The sequence below is a fragment of the Rhizobium sp. SL86 genome, from assembly GCF_026672545.1.
In the GTDB taxonomy this organism is placed as follows: domain Bacteria; phylum Pseudomonadota; class Alphaproteobacteria; order Rhizobiales; family Rhizobiaceae; genus Neorhizobium.
On sequence record NZ_JAPPRJ010000009.1, the window covers coordinates 826,126 to 844,047 of the forward strand.

Sequence of the window (17,922 nt, forward strand, 5' to 3'; positions counted from 1 at the left end):
ACTGATGCTCGAACGATCCCGGCCAAACCATGACGATCGGCCACCGCAGGACCTGACGGCGGCATCCCGCGGACAGTTTGATCCAGCTCCTGCTCCGATCCCGCTCAGCCGTGCCGTTGTGAAATTCCTGCTGACACCGAGCCAGTTCAAGCTCGATCTGCCGAACGGTGACACGGTGATGGCCCGCCAGGCGGCGAGCTGCCTGCTCGCGCCGGCCATCGGCGACACCGTACTCGTGCATATCGCGGCGGACGACTCCTACATCCTCGCTGTCTTGGAACGCTCCGCGGCGCGCACCGCCGAACTCGGCGTGCCGGATGCGACGGATGTGACCCTCTCGGTTGCCGGTCGGCTGAACCTGTCGGCGCAGACGGTGGGCCTTGCGGCAGGCGCGATCGAGATCCTGTCGAAAACGCTGCTGCTGGCGGGAGAGTCCCTGACCTCCCGGTTCCGGCGCATGACGGAGACCGTGAGCGACAAAATCTCCTCGGCGCGCTCCCTCACTGCGACCTTTCACAACCGCACGACCCTGGTGAAGGAGGTCGATATGCTGGAGGCGCGCATGCAGGTGCAGACGGTCGAGACCGTCTCGACGCACAACAGCGAAATCGCGCTGATCACCGCGTCGCGCGACATTCGCCTGGACGGCGAACGCGTCAGCGTCGGTTAGGAGATGACACTCATGCTTTCCGCCGACAGCAAGCTGGAAGAAGCCGCCCGCCACGCGCGCGAAGACCGGTTGGACGATGCGCTGGTCCTCTACCAGCTCGTCCTCGACATCAATCCGCGCAACAGCAAGGCCTTGACGGGCGCGGCGACCGTTCAGGCAAGACTGGGACAGCTGGATGCGGCGCTGGACGCGGCCAATGCGTCCGTTGCGGCACAGCCAGACGATGTGGAGGCATTAAAGCTGCTGGCGGACCTGAGTGCCGCATCCGGCGACCAGACGCGCCGTATGGCGCTCCTCGACCAGATCGTCGCGCTTGATCCTGACGGTCCGGCAACCGCCCTTCTGCGGGCCGAACGGGAAGCCTTGACCGGCGACCTCATGCAATGCGAACGGATCCTCGTCGATGCACTCCAGCAGGCGCCCGAGACGGTGGCGCTGATCCTGGCCCTGTCGCGTCTCTACTTTATGCTCGGCATGACGGAGGAAGGGCTTTCCCTGTCGCAAAAAGCCGTCAATCTGGCGCCATCGGATCTCACAGCCCTCGGCCATCTGGCCGGGCAGTTGGAGCTGCTGCACGACCACCGCTCCGCGCTGCACTGGCGGCAAAAGATGCTGCTTGCCAAACCTTCCGACCTGTCGATCATGGCCGGACTGGCGGACACGCACGCCAAATGCGGCGAACTGACGGAAGCCCGCCGGCTCATCGACCGTGCGCTGGCCCTGTCTCCCGATGCCCTGCCCGTCTGGCACGTTGCCATCCAGATCGCCGTGCTGGAAGGAAGGGCAGGCCAAAGCCTGAAGCGCTTTGCCGAGATCACCCGTCGGCACAAGGATCAGATGAGCGCCGTCATCTGCCTCATCCAGGGCTACCGCGCCTGCGGCGAGCTTGAAACGGCGGCAAGGCTGCTTGCCTCGCTCCGCAAATCGCCGAAACTCACCGAGGACCAGCGGCAGATCGCCGAGGCTCTGGACCGCGAACTGCAGCTTGCGCGAGGCAATGTCGGCCAGCCCGACCAGCAAACGGCGCAGATCGGCGTCGATGCGCTCCTTCTGCCGGATCGCATCGCGATTGCGGCAGCCACTCCGGCAACCGAGGTAATTCCTCTCCTTCGCCTGTGCCTGAGTTCGAAGGGCGAGGCGGGCATCACGCTGATCGGACCGCAGCCTCTGGCCGAATTGTTCGCCCTCGTCCCCGGATTGCACTTCGAGACCCTCAAGACCGGTGAGCCGTCTCCAATGGCACCGGGGCTCGTGCAACTGGCCGAACTGTCTCTCGCAAACCCCGAACGTGCCGCCTGGAACCGCCCCTATATCCAGGCGCCCCGCGATGCCGTGCAGCGTTGGCAATCGGCGCTGGCGGCTTTTCCGCGGCCCTGGATCGCGCTCGCCTGGAACGAACATCGGCCCGGCATGCTGCTGGCCGACCTGGCGCCCCTGCTGAGCGACCAGACGGGTACGCTGATCGGCGTCGCCTGGGACGACAGCCGGCATCAGTTGCGCGCGTATCCGCACATCGTCGACGCCGGCGTCCACATTCGCGGGCTCGCGGATCTGGCGGCCTTGTTGACCCTCTGCGACGCCGTGATCGGCCCTGATGGTCTGCCCTTGCACATGGCCGGCGCCCTCGGCCGCCCCGGTGCGGTCATGATCCAGCCCGGCGCCCCGTGGTACTGGCTGCACCGCGATGGACGATCGGTCTGGTACCCCTCGCTTCGGGTAATGCAGGCGCGTGACACCGGACACTGGGCGCTGCGGCGAGACGACCTTCGGCAGGAGATCACCGACTATTGCCGGGCCCTGGACGTCACCCTGTCCAAGGAGACGCCTGCTTCGCCCGTTCCGTTCGCAGAGGAGATGGCATAGCCATGACCGACTGGAGACCCATGGAGCGCGAGCCCGATCCGCTGAAAGCCGCACTTCTCGATTATCTGCGCGACCGTGCGGGCCTTGTTATGACCCGCCCGAACCAGGGCGCCTATCCGCTCGGCATGGCGCAAGTTGTCCTGGCCGATGCCAGCCGAATCGGTATCGACCTGTCCCTGACGCTGGAGGAGGAAACAGGTTACGGCGGGCGGCCTGCCCTCGTCTTCGCGGTTACCGGTCAGGCTGCCGATACGCGGGCCGGCCACGCGGTGACCGGAAAGGCCATAATTGACGTGGAAACCCGCAGTTTCCTGTTCCTCGACGTCTCTCTGCGCAGCGTCCTACGCGATCCGCTGGGGGCCAGGTAAGCGCCAAGGGTTTCACGGAAGTGTCAAGCGGCGATGTTACAACCCCTTGATAGCCAGGGGGAAGGGAAAGACGCCATGCGCGTGGGGTTGCGTGTCTATCTCTACAGCATGCTCGTAATCATCGCGGCGCTCGCGCTGCTCGGCATGATGAGCATTGTCAAATACGAGACCATCTTGACCGAGACGCTGGCCAAGCGGCTCTCCGTCGTCGTGGATGACACCGGCTCCTCGATCGAGAAGGCGGGAACCCTCGGCGTGACATTGCGCTCGCTGGCGCAGCAGCCGACAGGTCCGGTCGCCGGCGCACGGCAATTGCTGGCCGGCACCGCGACCGTTCTGGCCCTCGACATGACGGGACGGCCGATCGCCGTCGGCGGCGAACAGCAGCGTCTGCCGTTTTCGACCGAGTTGATGGCTGACCGGATCGCCGCCAAGGAGAAAAGCTGGCACCTGCGCGCCGAAGGTTTCCTGATCGCCGGCACGACCGTGATCAACTCCTTCGGCGAAGCGGAAGGGGCCATCGTTGCCCTCCTCCCGGATGCGGTCATCGAAACGCGCGATGACGCCATGCTTGCGCGCATCATTCAGTTCGGCGTGATCGTCCTCGTCCCAACAGCGATCCTGGCCGCCGTTCTGATCTTCTTCAGCATCCGCCCACTCGGACGGTCGATCCACGCCATGCGCAACGTCGTGGAAGAGCGTGAGCAGCCAGACGGCGTGAACCTGACGACGGGTCCGCTGGCACCCACGCTGCAGTGGTTCAGCCGCATCTTCGGAGATCTGGAAAAGCAGCGCAAGGAAGCGGACGAAACCCTCGACGCGATCGAGACCCTGGCGCGGATGGAGAGTGGCAAGCATGGTCAATGACACAGACAGCATGGTCAACAGCGAGCGTCTCGTTGACCATGCGGCGCAGCGCATCACCCGGCATATCGGCATTGCAGTCGCAACCCTCGTCGTCCTCGCCAGCTGCGGCCTGTTCATCCTGATGATCCAGGCCTTCCAGAAGGACCTGGAGCCGGATATCCGCGCGGCGAGCACCCAGATTGCCCAATCCCTGACGAACACGCTGGATTATGCCGCCAAGCTGGAGATCCCGATCGATCGCCTGACCGGCGTGGAAGCCTTCTTTCGCGACACACTCGAACACAATCCGCAGATCCGGTCGCTGACGCTGACGGCTCCGAACGGCAGGGTGCTGGCAAAGGTCTCCTACAGTCCGGAGCATCAGAGCACCATGAATCATACACCCGGGGCCTCGACGGAGCTGCCGGGCCTTGCCAAAGGAAGCCGGATCGAGCCAGAGGAAGACAGCCTGAGCCTCATGCTGATATCCGGCGCCGAGAGCATCCTCGGCATCCTGTCGAGCTCCGTTCCGGTGGTCCGCCAGCCCATTCTGCATCAGGGTGAGCTTTACGGAGCGCTTCTCGTGGAAGTCGCGCCGGACGTGATCAACCGCCAGTTCCAGGACATCCTGTTCGACATGGTCGTCATCCTGATCGTGTCGCTGCTGGTGGCCTTCGAGATCATGACGGCCTTCATTCTGTTTCATATTGTCAGCCCGATCCGCCGCCTGATCTTTCTCGTGGTCAATGGCGCACAGGGCCGCTTCGACACCTATATCGACCCCAAGAACAACGACGAGATCGGCCAGATCACCAAACGCGTTTCCGACGTGATCATCGGGTTGCACCGGCGTTTCGTGCATCTGATGTCCTCGCTTGGAACCACCGCCCCCGGCCTGCAGGATCGGCTGGCAGAGGCCTCGTCCCGTTACAACATCAATGCGGAGGGCCCTCGCCGTCTGTTCATCGGCAGCTTCGTCGACGTGCGCGTCCCGCTTTTCCTGTTCAGCTTCGCCGACGAATTGCAGAAGTCCTGGCTGCCGCTTTACGCCACGAGCCTGGTGGGATCCGGATCGATGATCTCGCAGGAGATCCTGATCGGCCTGCCGATTTCCGTCTACATGGCGACGATTGCCATCGTCACGCCCTTCGCGTCGCGCTGGTCCGACACCTATGGCGCCCGGACCATGTTCCTGTTCGGCCTGTTCCCCGCCATTGCCGGCTATGTCATCTGTGCTGTCGCGCCGGATGCCCTGTACCTGATCATCGGCCGCGGGGTGACGGCTTTCGGTTATTCGATCATCATCATCTCGTGCCAGGGTTATATCGCCGCCATCGCGACCAGCGAGAACCGGGGCCGGGCGATGGCGATGTTCGTCGGTGTCCTGATGAGCGCGACCATGTGCGGAACAGCGATCGGCGGCGTGCTGGCGGATCGCGTCGGCTATCGTGCCGTCTTCTGGATTTCGGTCGGCCTGTCGATTGCCGCCGGGCTTCTCGCCCGCTCCATGCTTTTGTCGGAGCTGGCGGGTGACAACTCGCCGAAGCTCAGCCTGATGCGCGGCATCACCGCCCTGATGCAGAACACCCGTTATACCGCCATGGTTCTGCTTGCGGCCATTCCGTCAAAAATCCTGCTGACCGGTTTCCTGTTCTATCTGGTACCGCTTTATCTCGCGAGCCTCGGCTCGAACGAGGCGGAAATCGGCCGGGTGATGCTGCTGTATTCGCTGACCATCATTCTGCTCGGATCCGCAAGCGGCCGGGTCGTCGACTGGCTGGGGCGCACCGGTTTCATGCTGGCCTTCGGGGGCGTTATTTCGGCGATCGGCCTGGTGGTCTTCTCCGGCTGGGAGAATATCTGGTCGGTGGTGCTGATGGTCTTCGTGATGGGGTTGGGCCATTCCGTCACCAAAAGCCCGCAGATCGCCTATGCCCTGGAGATCGCCGAGGAGGAGGCAACGCGGATCGGTCGCACAACGGTGCTTGGCGTGCTGCGCACGCTGGAGCGCGTCGGCAGCGTCATCGGACCGGTCATGGCGGCCTTCCTGGTGGTTCAGTTCGGTTTCCAGAACACGATCCAGATCGTCGGGATCGCGATCGTCGCATCCTCCGCGCTCTTCTACATCATCATTGCGCGGGAAGGTGCCGGCAAACCGAAACCGGCCGTTTCGACCTGAACGCGTTGCAAGAGGAGGTCCCGCCATGTTGCGGATGGTCATGACATTGCTGACAGGCCTATACCTGACCTTTGCCGGCATCGGTGTCGCGCTTGCGCAAGACAAGGCTGCGGCGACACCAACAAAGCCGTTCAGGATCTACATGGCGGCCTGGCGTGGATGTGAGGAAGCCTGCCAGGGCTTCATCGATTACATCCAGGAAAGCGGCGTACCGGCCGAGGTCATCGTGCGGGATGCCAAGACCGACAAGAAGGCGTTGACCGGCTTCATCGACGAAGTCAAACAGACGCGTCCCGATCTCGTCATCACTTGGGGGACGACCGTCACGCTGCAGATGGTCGGAACCTACGACGCGCCGGACCAGTCCCGTTTCATCGGTGACATTCCGAGCATCTTCATGGTGGTGGCCGATCCCGTCGAAGCCAAGATCGTGAAATCCTATGAAAGCTCGGGACGCCCTTATGTCAGCGGCACCCGCAACCGCGTGCCCGAGATCACGCAGCTGAAGGCGATGCTGGAATACAGGCCCTTCAAGCGGTTCGCCATCATCTACAACGAGGACGAGCTGAATTCCAAACTGAATGCCGAGGTGGTGAAACGTGCCGCAGACGAACTGGGTATCGACCTCGTGATGCTGCCCATGCCCCTGAAGAACGGCAAACCGGATCCGGCCGACATTCCGCAGCTGATCCAGGAGGCCGCCGACCGCGGCGCCGAATTCCTGTATATCGGCAGCAGTTCGTTCATCAGCGTTCATGACGACATCTACACCGAGGCAGCCCTCAAGGTCGGCATTCCCGTTGCGTCGAGCTACGAGACGTCGGTGACGGAAAGTGCCGCACTGCTGGCTGTCGCCTCGAAATACAGCATGGTCGGGCGCCTGGCCGGTTACCAGGCCAAGCGAATGCTCGTCGACAAGATGAAACCGATCGATCTGCCGATCGCGGCCCTCGACCGGCATTCCTACGTCATCAACATGAAGACGGCTGCGGCTCTGAAGCTCTACCCCCCCATGACGCTGCTGAGTTATGCGGAAATCGTCAACCAGCCTGGGCAGCCTGGGCAGTCTCCGCAGCCGGGACAGTCTGGCCAGCCATGAGCGCACAACACGCGAGCCCGTCCGGCAGCCTCTTTGCTCGAGCGCTGACATGGGTCGTCGCGGTCGTGCTTCTTATTGTCGGCGCGCTGGCGCTCGATGTGCTGGTCAACCAACGTATCGAAAAACGGCTGGAGCAGAGCCTGAGGCTGATGACGAATACTTATGTCAGCCACGCGCAGGCCCTGCTCGACTTCGGCCTGCCGCTTTCGGGCGAGGACAGCATTGCCCAGTCACTGCAATTGCCACCCTCGATCGCAACCGGCCCGAATGCGCTTTCGCTGTCCTTGAGAAAGGTCGGTCTCGGAGAAGCACGCGAACGGGAGCCGTCCTCCGCTCCGACGAACCGGGACGGCCAGCTTGTTGTCACCCAGCAGGTCCTCGACAGCCATGGCGAGCCGGTGGCGAACCTGTCTCTCGGACGTTCGATGCAAGGTCTGGAGACGGCGACCCGTTCGCGCCTGCTGACGGTTGCGGGCCTGATCCTTGTCGTCGCCCTGACGCTTGGCGCTGTGCAGGTTTACGCTGCTGCGCGACCACGCAGCGTGTTGGGCGTTGCGATGGCCGGTTTCGTGCTGGTGGCGGCCGTCCAGCTTGCATCGTTGTTTGAACAGTCCGCCGTGATCTTCCGCCAGGCAGCCACGGTTTCCGTCATGGAAACGGCGTCGGATTTCAGCCGCGCCGCCGAACTTGGCATCGGTTTCACCGATCTCGTCGGCGCCAACGACTATCTGACGGAAAAACTGCAGGCGAACCGCGCCCTTGATGCCCTGAGCGTGATGGCACCGGATGGGTATGTCTTTCTGGCGCAGGCAGACACCGGACGCCTGGGCAGCAGCCTGTTAGGGTCCCTGCCCTTTGCGCAGTGGCTGGCGGATCTGAACGTCAACCATGCGCTGCCCAGCGGCGTCCGGATTGACGCCGCCATCGCGGTCCAGCCGATCCTCACCGAGATGGGCGGTTTGGCCGCCTTGCTGCTGGTCTTCATCTGCGGGGCGGCGAGCCTGCTCTGGCTGGTCGCCTGCGGCCGGCGCGGTGACGGGGCTCTTGCCCCGGCGGCAATGGCGGCAGCGCCGGCGGCCCTCCTGGCCGCATTATTCGGCGCCGACCAGCTGGCGATGGGATCAAGCTTGGCGCAGGCGCCCTGGATGCTCGTGATCGGCGTCACTTTTGGTGTGTCATCGATGATACCGACCACCTGGAAAGGCCCGATGGCGGCTCTCGCTGCCGCGATGATGCTGAGCGCGCCCTTTTTCGATGCCGGCCTGCTTGCCGGTGGGCTTGGCCTGATGGGTGGCCTCTCGGTCAAGACCATCGGCCGTACCCTATCGGTCAAACACCTGATGGCGGCGACGCTGGCTCCCACCGCCGTCATCTATGCAGGAGTGCTTTCGGCACCGGGTCAGCCGGCGATCGTGATGGGCGTGTGCCTCGCCCTCGGACTGCTCGGATTGGCCGGCCTGATGGTCACGACGGCAGCACCGGCTGGCGGCGAAGCCATGGCCCGGGCCCGCGTCCGGATGGGTCTCATCGGCGGCTTCTGGTCCTGGATCTCGATCGGCGTCATTCACGCCTGCCTGCTGCTGCTCCTGATCGTCACGGCGCGCCGCGAGGCCGACATCACGGCGGCGAGCCCGCTTGCCTACGGGCTCATCGGCTGGATGCTCGCACTGATCGGCCAATTCCTGGCCGGCCTGACGACGGACTGGCGCCTGCGCATCCGCTGGATCTGTTTTGAACTGTCGGTGATCGCCGCGGTCATTCTGTTTGCCGGCAGCCACATGAATCTTCTGAGCGGCGCGCTGGCGGGCGCTATCGCAGCCTTTCTTTCCGGCAGCGCGCTCTCCTGGAGCGCCAGCCTTCCATTTGCCGCCCCGTCGCCGCGAGCCGGCGCAACCATCGCCCACGGGCTGCAACTGCCGATCCTGGCCGGTGCCCTTGCCTGTGGACTGTGGATCGACACGCCCGATCAGGCGGCTCTGCCAGCCGTCGTTATCGCCTTGATCGCACTTGCGCCGCTGGCATTTGCGGTGCTGGCAGCGGCCAATCCCTCCTGGCGCGTCCGCCGCAGGCATGAGGCTCCCGATGCCGCTTAGAACCCGAGTAGCGCTTTTCGTCGGCGTTGCGACGCTGCTGCTCAGCCTGATCTTCGTTCTCCAGGTCTTCCTCAGCGTGCGCGTGACCGATCAATCCGCAAAACGCGACATGAACGTGCTGATCGGCGCGATCTGGCAAAAATACGAGCGGGATGAGGCACAGGCGCAAGAGCAGCTGATTGCCACGATCCGGCGGGATACGGAAATTCTGAACGACATCTTCCAGCAGAAGAGCGAGGATCTTGCGGACAGGATGACGGAGGCCCTGTCTGGCCTCGACCGCGAGAGCCGGTTGGTCATTCTCGTCGATCAGGCGCTCAACCCGCTCTTTGTCAGCAGCGACCTGCCCCTCCCCACAGGCTTTCAGCCGGCACTGACGCGCATGGTGCGCGCCAGCGACGGCGAAGGTTACGCCGAATTCGATCTCGGTTCAGGCAATTCGATCTATCGGCTGAAGATCGCGCCCTTGCGCTTCCGGTTCGGGGTCGTCGGTTATGCGCTGGTGGCCACGCCGCTCTCCGGGCTTGTCCAGCAGTTCGACCATGGCATGTCGCTCGATGTGACGCTGTCGATGCCCGTCGCGCCGGATGTATCAGCCGTCGATACGGGCTCGCTTGACGCGGAAAAGGCGGTGATTGCCATTGCCGACGGTTTCACGCACGGACGCTCCCTGGCCTTGCTGCGCGTGACCGATGATCCGTCGGCCGATCTGGCGCAGGCGCGCTGGTTGCAATGGCTGTCGGGCGGTTTGGTCGTCGTTCTGGTGGGGCATCTGCTCGGCGGACTGGTCTGGATGATCAAGCGTGCCTTCGCACCCCTCGATGCGGCAATCGACGTCATCGACCGTCTGACCCACGGCGAGGAAGCGCCCCCGCTCGACACCAGCACCGGCAGCATCGAGATCCAGCGTCTCAGCCGCGCGGTCGAAGCGCTCCGGCATGCTCAGGCCAATCAGGAAACCCTGCACAAACTGCAGGCCGAACTGGCAATTGCCTCGGAACTCCAGCAGGCGCTTCTGCCGAATGCCCCGCTGCGGGCCGAAGGGGTCATCCTGCTTGGCCAGATGGTTCCCTCGCAGCAGGTTGCCGGCGATTATTTCGACTATTTCACCATCGACGACGAGCGTGTCGGTTTCCTGATCGCCGATGTCTGCGGCAAGGGCACGCCAGCGGCTCTCTTCATGGCCATGTCACGCACCATCATTCGTTCGCTCGCCATGACCGGCCGCCCCCCAGGCACCGTTCTCAGCGACGCCAATAACGCGCTGGCGGAATCAAACGACCAGAACCTGTTCGTGACGATCTTTTACGCTGTCTTCGACCGCAGTCGGAAAACGCTCTCCTATGCGAATGCCGGCCACGTCTCGCCAATCATCAAATCCGCTGCCGGCGAGGTCGCCTACCTGCCCGCCACCGACGATCTCGTGCTCGGCATGATCTCCGACATGACCTATACGACGACCGAGATCGATCTTGCGCCGGGAAGCATGCTGCTCTGCTACACGGATGGCATACCCGAAGCCCACAACGAACACGACGACCAGTTCGGCGACGACCGGCTGTTGCGCCTCGTCGGCTCGCTTGCGACGAAGGATCCGGCGACGCTCATGCAGGAAGTCCAGACACATCTGCTGACCTTCACGGGCAACCGGGAGCAATATGACGATATCACGCTCTGCATCGGCGCGTTTGGCCGGAGCGCGAGCCCGGGCGCGGATTGACACCCGGTCATTGCCGTACGCGGTTCACCCGTGATGAAGAGCCTCTCCAGTTCCTGACGTCCGCTCGGCCTCCTTGCGAACACTGCTGTCCTGGAGCAGATCAGGACGCGGGTGCGTCACAGAAGCGGGGCAGTTGCAGTTCGGCACGGGCGCCGCCGCGGGGGGAATCGAGAAGACGCAGTCTGCCGCCATGGGCTTCCGCCAGCGTGCGGGCAATGGCAAGGCCGAGGCCCGCTCCTCCCGTCTTGCGGGCCCGCGAGGCCTCAAGCCGCACGAAGGGTTCGAGCAGCAGGTCGCGTTGCTCTGCCGGGATTCCCGGGCCCTCGTCGTCGATGGTGACCGTCAGGACCGGTGTGCCCTCGTGAAGCGTCACCTCCGCGCAATGACCGTAGATCAGCGCGTTGTCGATGAGATTGGCAAAAACGCGCCGCAGCGCAAGGCGGTCGCCGAGCACGAGAGCCGCCATGTCGCCAGTGTCGCCTGCCGTGTCCGCCACGGCCTTGCTCCCCTGCCTGGCAAAGGAGACAGGTGCCCCGGTCGCGCGGCGATCCGCCACCTCCTGTTCCAGCAGCGTTGCGAGATCGAGCAGTTCTTCGTCCAGCGCCCCGACACCGGCGCGCCCGGTCAGCAGCGCATTGTCGAGAAGGTCGATCATGTCGCGGATATCGCAGACCGCCTTCTCCCGCACGGCCTCGTCCGGAATATGCTCAAGCCTCAGCCTCAGCCGCGTGGCAAAGGTGCGCACGTCGTGCTGGATGCCGCCGATCAAGGCGAGGCGTGCCCGGATCAGGACGTGAAGCCGGCTCTGCAGCCGCTCGAAGGCGGTTACCAGCGCACGGGTTTCCGGGGCCGCGCCCTTCAGCTGGGGCAACGGCACCGGCGCGCCGGTCGGGTCGATCCGATCGACCGCCTCCGCCAGCCGCGTGAGCGGGCGGATTTCCCGGTGCAGCAGCAGCAGGGCCACCACGCCGGACAGGGTGCCGATCAGCCCGGCGCCCAGTCCCGCAGGCAGGCCGAGGCCATTAAAGATGACGGGAGACCGCGTCTCGATCACCAGCACCCGACCGGCCTCCAGGCGGATGCGGAACTGCACCGGATTTCGGGCGCCCATATAGGGCCTGAGCCACCGCCGTCCACGGTCGGGCGCCAGCAGGCGGATCGACAGCAGTTGATCTCCCAGCATCTGCCGGTAGGCGCCGTAGTCCGGCAACCCTTCCAGATCCGTCGTGTCATCCGCAAGCGCACCCTCCGCCGTAACGGTGACGGCGAGATAGGGCGTGGCCAGTGCATCGATGAGCAACGGCCAGTCGTCGAGATCCTGCTGGCGAAACAAGAGGGTCATGGCCAGCAGCTGTTGCGGTGTCGGATCGACGCTGGCGCGGCTGTAGCCATTCGCGACATAATAGAGACCCAGCAGACAGAGCCAGAGGGCCAGCAGGCTCGCGCCGCCGATGGCGATCAGCCGACGCGACAGGCTGAGCGCGGCCATCACGGCACCTGTCTCACCGGTGCTGTCAGCAGATAACCGCCATTGCGCACGGTGCTGATCAGATGAGTGCCAGGGCTTGCCGTATCAAGCTTCCGGCGCAGCCTAGAAATCAGGAGGTCGACGGTCCGGTCGAAGGGATCGGCGCTGCGGCCATGGGTCCAGTCGAGGATCTGGTCGCGCGACAGCACCCGGCGTGGGCGCAGCACGAAACAGGAGAGCAGGTCGAATTCGCCGCTCGTCAACGCCAGCAGTTCCCGTCCGTCCACCTCCACCTGCCGCGCGTCGAGATCGACCGTGAAACGGTCGAAGGCATAACGGCGGCTTGGCGGACGCAACGTCTGCAACGAGGCCCGGCGCAGCAATGCGCGCACCCGCGCCAGAAGCTCACGCGGCCCGAAGGGTTTGACAAGATAATCATCGGCGCCGAGCTCCAGGCCGACGACCCGGTCCGTCTCGTCGCTTTTTGCCGTCAGCATCAAGAGCGGCAGAGCGGCCTGGCTCGCCCTGAGGCGGCGGCAGACGGACAAGCCGTCCTCGCCCGGCATCATCAGGTCGAGGATCACGAGATCCGGCAGGTGGCGGGCAAGCACCCCGTCCATGGCGGATGCATCCTCTGCGGTCTCCACCAGAAAACCCTCGCGCCGCAGCAAATCGCCGACGAGCTGCCGGATGTCGGCATCGTCATCCACGACGAGGATTGTCTGAGGCGTGTGGTCCATGGCGGGACGATGAACAAGCGGCCCCCGGAAATCAAGCGCCCGCGGGGCGGCGATACAAATTGCTACAAAGCGCCGACAAATCTCTACACATCGACACGCGCGCGACACAGGCAAACGACATGCGGGCCTCATTCTTTGCCCTGCGCCGGAACTGCCGTGGCCGGTTCTGCCCCGGTTCCGCCGGCTCTGGCGCAGGAACCCGAGACGCAAGGAATGAGCCCATGTTCAAGACAGTTTCCGCCAGTGTGTTCAGCGCACTTCTGCTGCTCGCCGCCACCAGCCCGGCTAATGCCTTCAGCCGCCAGGGCACCGTCTCCGGTCCCTACGGCAGTGCGAATGTCCACGCGCAAGGCAGCTGCGCCGGCGGCACCTGCTCGCGCTCCATCACCCGCACGGGGCCGCAGGGCGCCACCACCTCCCGCAGCGGTGCGGTGAGCTGTGCGGATGGTCGCTGCACCGGCAGCCGCACCACGACGGGCCCCAATGGTGGCGCCGTCAGTCGTTCCGGCAGCATTGCGCGTTACTGACAAGACGGCAGAGCCTGATCATGACGACGCCCCATCTCCTGTTTTCCCTCCTGCTGGCCGGCAGCCTTTCGAACGTGGCCTCTGCCCAGATGCAGGTAACCCCCGCCATGCGCGCCAAGGCACAGACGGTCGCACGGGATTGCCGCACCGATATCAGGACGCTGTGCGCCCGCGTCGAACCCGGCGAAGGCCGTATTGCCGCCTGCCTGCGCGACAACCGCGAGAAGCTCTCGCCGCCCTGCGGTGCAGCCCTCTCCGATCTGATGCCGCGATAGGAGGCTGCCATGTTGAAACACGTATTGAACCAGATACCGAAACGCGCCCTGATCGTTGCGGCGGCGGTGCTGGCGGCACTGTCCGCCACTGCCGCGAAGGCTGCCACCGCCGCGATTGCCGTCACCACCGTCAACCTGCGGGCCGGCCCCTCCACCACCTATCCGGTCGTCACTGTGGTGCCGGCGGGCAACGCGATTTCGCTTCATGGCTGCAATGCGAGCTACAGCTGGTGCGACATCGCCTACGGCATCCATCGCGGCTGGGTTTCTGCCGCTTATGTGCAGGTCATCTACCGCAGTGCCCCGGTGATCGTGACACCTGCCGTGGCGCCGCGTCTTGGGATTGTCGTGGTGAACTACGACCGGGCCTACTGGGAACGCCATTACCTGCGTTACCCCTGGTACGCGCCCTGGCCCTACAGACCTGTCTATCCACCGCCCTACCGCCCGCCCCTGCACCCTCTGCCGCCGCCGGGAACCACCGTCGACCGCACGATCCGGTGTGACCACGGCGCCTGCACCGGAGAGCGTGTGGTGACTGGTCCGGCTGGCCGACAGGCCGTCCGCGAACGGACCTGCAGCCGGCCGGACCAGAGCTGTTCGCTCAGCCGCACCGGCCCGCGTGGCAACAGCCATACCCGCATCATCCAGCGTTGACCCCGTGTTTCAAGACACCCGTGATTGGAGATACCCGTTCCATGGCATTTTTGCTCAATCGTCCGCCCCTCCTCGCCGTCCTTGTCCTGCTCACCGGAACGGCAGCGGCCGAGGCAGGCGACGCCGGATTTTATCTTGGCGCATCCGGAGCCCTGACCGGCGCCCGAACCGATTTCTCCCATGCCGGAGGCACCGATGAAGCCGAATACGATCTCGGTTACGGCCTGTCCGGTTTTGCCGGCTACGCCTTCGGACAGGGTCTGCGCGCCGAACTGGAACTTGGCATCCGGCAGAACGATATCTCCAACATCGACACCTCGATCACCGATGCGGATGGCGGCGAGACACGCGCCGATACCGCCTTTGCCAACATCATCTACGACATCGACACACAAAGCCGCTTCACACCCTATCTCGGCGCGGGCATCGGCGTTGCCCATGTCAGCCACGGGCTGGTGCAGCGCGTCGCCGGCGATACGGTGCATGACGACTATACGACGATCGCCGGCCAGGCGATCGCCGGTGTGTCGCTGAAGATCGACGACAAATGGGATGCCTTTGCCGACTACCGCCATGTCTGGACGGGTGAGCACGCAACCGTCAACTCGGCCGGGGTGGCGGTGGACAGCAGCTACCGCGCCCAGTCGATCAATCTCGGCCTCAAGCGTCGTTTCTGACGCGAGGCCTTCCGCCAAACACACAAGACAAGATCGGTGCCATACCGGTCTTCGGCGCCGGGCGAGATAAAAGCCGCGTTCACGGCACGCCGTCAGGAAAGGCAAGACAAATCAACGGACCTCCGTTAGGACAGGGATGAACGACAGATCATCATTCCGAGGGAGATTCCTTTGGCCACCCTGCCCGTCACCGTCATTCCCCTGCCCGCGCCCGTGCTTCTGCCCGTTGCCGGTTCGGACGCTGTCTTCCCGGTGCGCCGGGTCTATTGCGTCGGCCGCAACTATGCCGACCATGCGATCGAGATGGGGCATGATCCTTCGCGCGAACCGCCTTTCTTTTTCCAGAAGAACCCGCAGAACCTGGTGACGGACGGCCTTTTTCCCTATCCGCCGCTTTCGTCCAATGTGCATTTCGAGGTCGAGCTGGTGATGGCGCTGAAGGCCGGCGGCAACGACATTGCCGTGGACGACGCGCTCAATTGTGTCTGGGGGTATGGTGTCGGCATCGATTTCACCCGCCGCGACCTGCAGGACGGCTTGAAGAAGGCCGGCCGCTCCTGGGAGGCTGCCAAGGCCTTCGAAGCCTCCGCCCCGGTCTCGCCGCTGGTGCCGGCGGAGAAAATCGGCCATCCGCAGCAGGGTGCGATCTGGCTGGATGTCAACGGCAAGCGCAAACAATCGGGTGATCTCGCCCAGATGATCTGGAAACTGCCGGAAATCGTCGTTGAACTTTCGAAGCTCTTTACCCTGTCCGCCGGTGACATCATCATGACCGGAACGCCGGCGGGTGTCGGGCCGATCCTGCGCTGCGACCGAATCCTGTGCGCCGTCGAGGGCGTCGCGGAGCTTGAGGTCGAGGTCATCTGAAAACAAAAAACGGGAGGAGACGATAATGCCGCTCTATGCACTCGAAGACCAGGCCCCGAAGACACCGGAGCCTAATCGTTTCTGGGTCGCCCCCGGCGCCCATGTGATCGGCAAGGTCGAGATCGGCGAGGATGTCGGCATCTGGTTCGGCGTGACGATCCGCGGCGATAACGAGTGGATCACGCTGGGCGCCCGGACCAACATCCAGGAAAACACCGTGATCCATACGGACTGGGGTTTTCCGGTGACGATCGGCGAAGGCTGCACCATCGGTCATGGCGCCATCATCCATGGCTGCAGCATCGGCGACAATTCGCTGATCGGCATGGGCGCGACTGTGCTGAACGGTGCCCGGATCGGCAGAAACTGCCTCGTCGGCGCCAATGCGCTGGTGACCGAAGGCAAGGAGTTTCCCGACAATTCGCTGATCGTCGGGGCACCGGCCAAGGCCATCCGGACGATTGACGAGGCCGGTGTCGCAAAATTGCGCCTGTCTGCGGAAAATTATGTCAAGAATTGGCAACGTTTTGCTTGCAGTCTGCAGGAGATCTGACGCATTGGCTGTAGACCACTCCCAATAAGTGATCATTCATACTTTTTCGATACGATTCACTGCGCTTTCGCTGCCGCTCTGTCCGGACGGGTAGATGTATTCATGACCGATTTGCATCAGGACTCCTCTGCCTCCGCACATGAACTCGCGCCGCAGGTGGATCAGATTCTGGCGTCAGGCCGCACCAGCCTCCACCGGTTCCCGCAGCCTCTGGAGACGGCCTACCAAAGATATGCCGCGTCGGTGAAATCGCGTCAGGCGATGCGGGCAGCCATTGCCTGCCTGATCATCTTCAATCTGGGAATCTTCATGGATTACGCCGCGCGGCCGGACCTCCTCTGGGAGTTCCTGTTGCTGCGCTGCGTATTTGCCACCCTTCCCTGCCTGTTTCTCGTCTGGTTGAGCAGCAGGGTCTCAGCCGTTGCCCTCAGGGACTGGATCGCCGGTGCAAGCCTCATCTGGATCAGCTTCGGCGTCAACATTCTGGTTGCCATGCGCGGCGTGCCACCCGGTTACATCGCCTTCAGCGTCGCGATCCTGATCATTGTCACGAACATTGTCTTTCATCTGCGCACGACGGTCGCCATCTGCGTCTCGATTGCCGTCATGCTGGTTACGGCGGGCTTTTTGTCGTCGCGACTGGAAGGCCCTTCGCCGCAAGATGCCTTGGCGATCCTCTTTGTAGCCGTCACGGCTGTCGTGACACTCCTCGCCAACTTTCGCCTGGAGTGCACGATGCGCCATCTCTACCTGATGATCCTGAGGGAGCAGATCCGGACCGGCGACATGCAACGGGCAAACCAGGAACTCACCGCAATGTCGTTGACCGATCCGCTGACGGGGATCGCCAATCGACGCCTGTTCGACAAGCAGTTTGAAACCGCCTGCAGCACCGCATGCGACGGCCGCGCGACGCTTGGCCTACTGCTCGTCGATGTGGATCATTTCAAACGCTACAACGACACGCACGGCCATCTGGCCGGCGATGCCTGCCTGAAGCAGGTGGCGACGACGATTGCCCAGCAGGTGCGTCGCGAGCGCGACCTGCCGGCCCGCATCGGCGGGGAGGAATTTGCAGTCCTGTTGCGGGAAACGACCGAAGAAGGCGCTCGCAAGGTGGCAGAGCGCATTCACTCCGCTCTGGCGGTCTGCTGGCCGGAGGGGCTGGCGCCGGTCACCGTGAGTATCGGACTTGCGATCATGCGCTGCCCCGCGGCGCAAGCGATCATGGCAGCCGCCGACAAGGCCCTTTACGAGGCCAAGGACCGCGGCCGCAACTGTACCATCATCACCGCGACCGCCGCCTGAGGCAACCGCCCC

General features: G+C 63.9%; 17 protein-coding genes. 15 read left to right on the forward strand and 2 right to left on the reverse strand.

Annotation, left to right across the window (positions count from 1 at the left end; genetic code table 11):
- The first annotated feature begins 4 nt into the window (after window positions 1-4).
- From OU993_RS27005 to OU993_RS27040, 8 genes are all read left to right on the forward strand, one after another.
- Window positions 5-670 carry a DUF3540 domain-containing protein gene (locus tag OU993_RS27005; RefSeq protein ID WP_268162172.1) on the forward strand — a complete coding sequence of 222 codons (666 nt, stop codon included), beginning with the start codon at window positions 5-7 and terminating at the stop codon, window positions 668-670.
- 12 nt (window positions 671-682) lie between these two features.
- The gene (locus tag OU993_RS27010) at window positions 683-2,533 is read left to right on the forward strand and encodes a tetratricopeptide repeat protein (RefSeq protein ID WP_268162174.1); all 1,851 of its coding nucleotides are present in this window, start codon (window positions 683-685) and stop codon (window positions 2,531-2,533) included.
- 2 nt (window positions 2,534-2,535) lie between these two features.
- Window positions 2,536-2,901, forward strand: a complete 366-nt coding sequence (locus OU993_RS27015) for a hypothetical protein (RefSeq protein WP_268162175.1) — start codon at window positions 2,536-2,538, stop codon at window positions 2,899-2,901.
- Window positions 2,902-2,976: 75 nt separating this feature from the next.
- Window positions 2,977-3,768, forward strand: a complete 792-nt coding sequence (locus OU993_RS27020) for a hypothetical protein (protein ID WP_268162176.1) — start codon at window positions 2,977-2,979, stop codon at window positions 3,766-3,768.
- The gene (locus OU993_RS27025) at window positions 3,758-5,926 is read left to right on the forward strand and encodes an MFS transporter (protein ID WP_268162177.1); all 2,169 of its coding nucleotides are present in this window, start codon (window positions 3,758-3,760) and stop codon (window positions 5,924-5,926) included. The genes OU993_RS27020 and OU993_RS27025 overlap by 11 nt, the downstream gene beginning before the upstream one ends.
- Before the next feature lie 25 nt (window positions 5,927-5,951).
- Window positions 5,952-7,025 carry an ABC transporter substrate-binding protein gene (locus OU993_RS27030; protein ID WP_268162178.1) on the forward strand — a complete coding sequence of 358 codons (1,074 nt, stop codon included), beginning with the start codon at window positions 5,952-5,954 and terminating at the stop codon, window positions 7,023-7,025.
- Entirely contained in the window at window positions 7,022-9,118 is a 2,097-nt protein-coding gene (locus OU993_RS27035) for a hypothetical protein (RefSeq protein WP_268162179.1), read from the forward strand. The genes OU993_RS27030 and OU993_RS27035 overlap by 4 nt, the downstream gene beginning before the upstream one ends.
- Complete coding sequence (locus OU993_RS27040; protein ID WP_268162180.1) at window positions 9,108-10,838, forward strand: PP2C family protein-serine/threonine phosphatase; 1,731 nt, start codon at window positions 9,108-9,110, stop codon at window positions 10,836-10,838. Before OU993_RS27035 ends, OU993_RS27040 begins: the two co-directional genes overlap by 11 nt.
- 100 nt (window positions 10,839-10,938) lie before the next feature.
- Here OU993_RS27040 and OU993_RS27045 read toward each other — a convergent pair whose 3' ends face one another.
- Both OU993_RS27045 and OU993_RS27050 read right to left on the reverse strand, forming a co-directional pair.
- Window positions 10,939-12,327 (reverse strand): sensor histidine kinase, encoded by a 1,389-nt coding sequence (locus tag OU993_RS27045; protein WP_268162181.1) that lies wholly within the window; start codon window positions 12,325-12,327, stop codon window positions 10,939-10,941.
- The gene (locus tag OU993_RS27050) at window positions 12,327-13,046 is read right to left on the reverse strand and encodes a response regulator (RefSeq protein WP_268162182.1); all 720 of its coding nucleotides are present in this window, start codon (window positions 13,044-13,046) and stop codon (window positions 12,327-12,329) included. The genes OU993_RS27045 and OU993_RS27050 overlap by 1 nt, the downstream gene beginning before the upstream one ends.
- A gap of 221 nt (window positions 13,047-13,267) precedes the next feature.
- Here OU993_RS27050 and OU993_RS27055 point away from each other — a divergent pair, with 221 nt between their 5' ends.
- The 7 genes from OU993_RS27055 to OU993_RS27085 all read left to right on the forward strand — a co-directional run bounded on the left by OU993_RS27055 (window position 13,268) and on the right by OU993_RS27085 (window position 17,910).
- On the forward strand, window positions 13,268-13,573 hold the full coding sequence (locus OU993_RS27055; RefSeq protein ID WP_268162183.1) for a hypothetical protein: 306 nt from the start codon (window positions 13,268-13,270) through the stop codon (window positions 13,571-13,573).
- A gap of 20 nt (window positions 13,574-13,593) precedes the next feature.
- Complete coding sequence (locus OU993_RS27060; RefSeq protein WP_268162184.1) at window positions 13,594-13,848, forward strand: hypothetical protein; 255 nt, start codon at window positions 13,594-13,596, stop codon at window positions 13,846-13,848.
- Between the two features lie 9 nt (window positions 13,849-13,857).
- Window positions 13,858-14,505, forward strand: a complete 648-nt coding sequence (locus OU993_RS27065; RefSeq protein WP_268162185.1) for an SH3 domain-containing protein — start codon at window positions 13,858-13,860, stop codon at window positions 14,503-14,505.
- Between the two features lie 41 nt (window positions 14,506-14,546).
- A complete protein-coding gene (locus OU993_RS27070; protein WP_268162186.1) occupies window positions 14,547-15,182 on the forward strand; it encodes an outer membrane protein in 636 nt (211 codons plus the stop codon).
- Between the two features lie 180 nt (window positions 15,183-15,362).
- A complete protein-coding gene (locus OU993_RS27075) occupies window positions 15,363-16,049 on the forward strand; it encodes a fumarylacetoacetate hydrolase family protein (protein ID WP_268162553.1) in 687 nt (228 codons plus the stop codon).
- Window positions 16,050-16,074: 25 nt separating this feature from the next.
- The gene (locus OU993_RS27080; RefSeq protein ID WP_268162187.1) at window positions 16,075-16,602 is read left to right on the forward strand and encodes a gamma carbonic anhydrase family protein; all 528 of its coding nucleotides are present in this window, start codon (window positions 16,075-16,077) and stop codon (window positions 16,600-16,602) included.
- Window positions 16,603-16,704: 102 nt separating this feature from the next.
- Window positions 16,705-17,910 carry a GGDEF domain-containing protein gene (locus OU993_RS27085; protein WP_268162188.1) on the forward strand — a complete coding sequence of 402 codons (1,206 nt, stop codon included), beginning with the start codon at window positions 16,705-16,707 and terminating at the stop codon, window positions 17,908-17,910.
- Window positions 17,911-17,922: the final 12 nt, after the last annotated feature.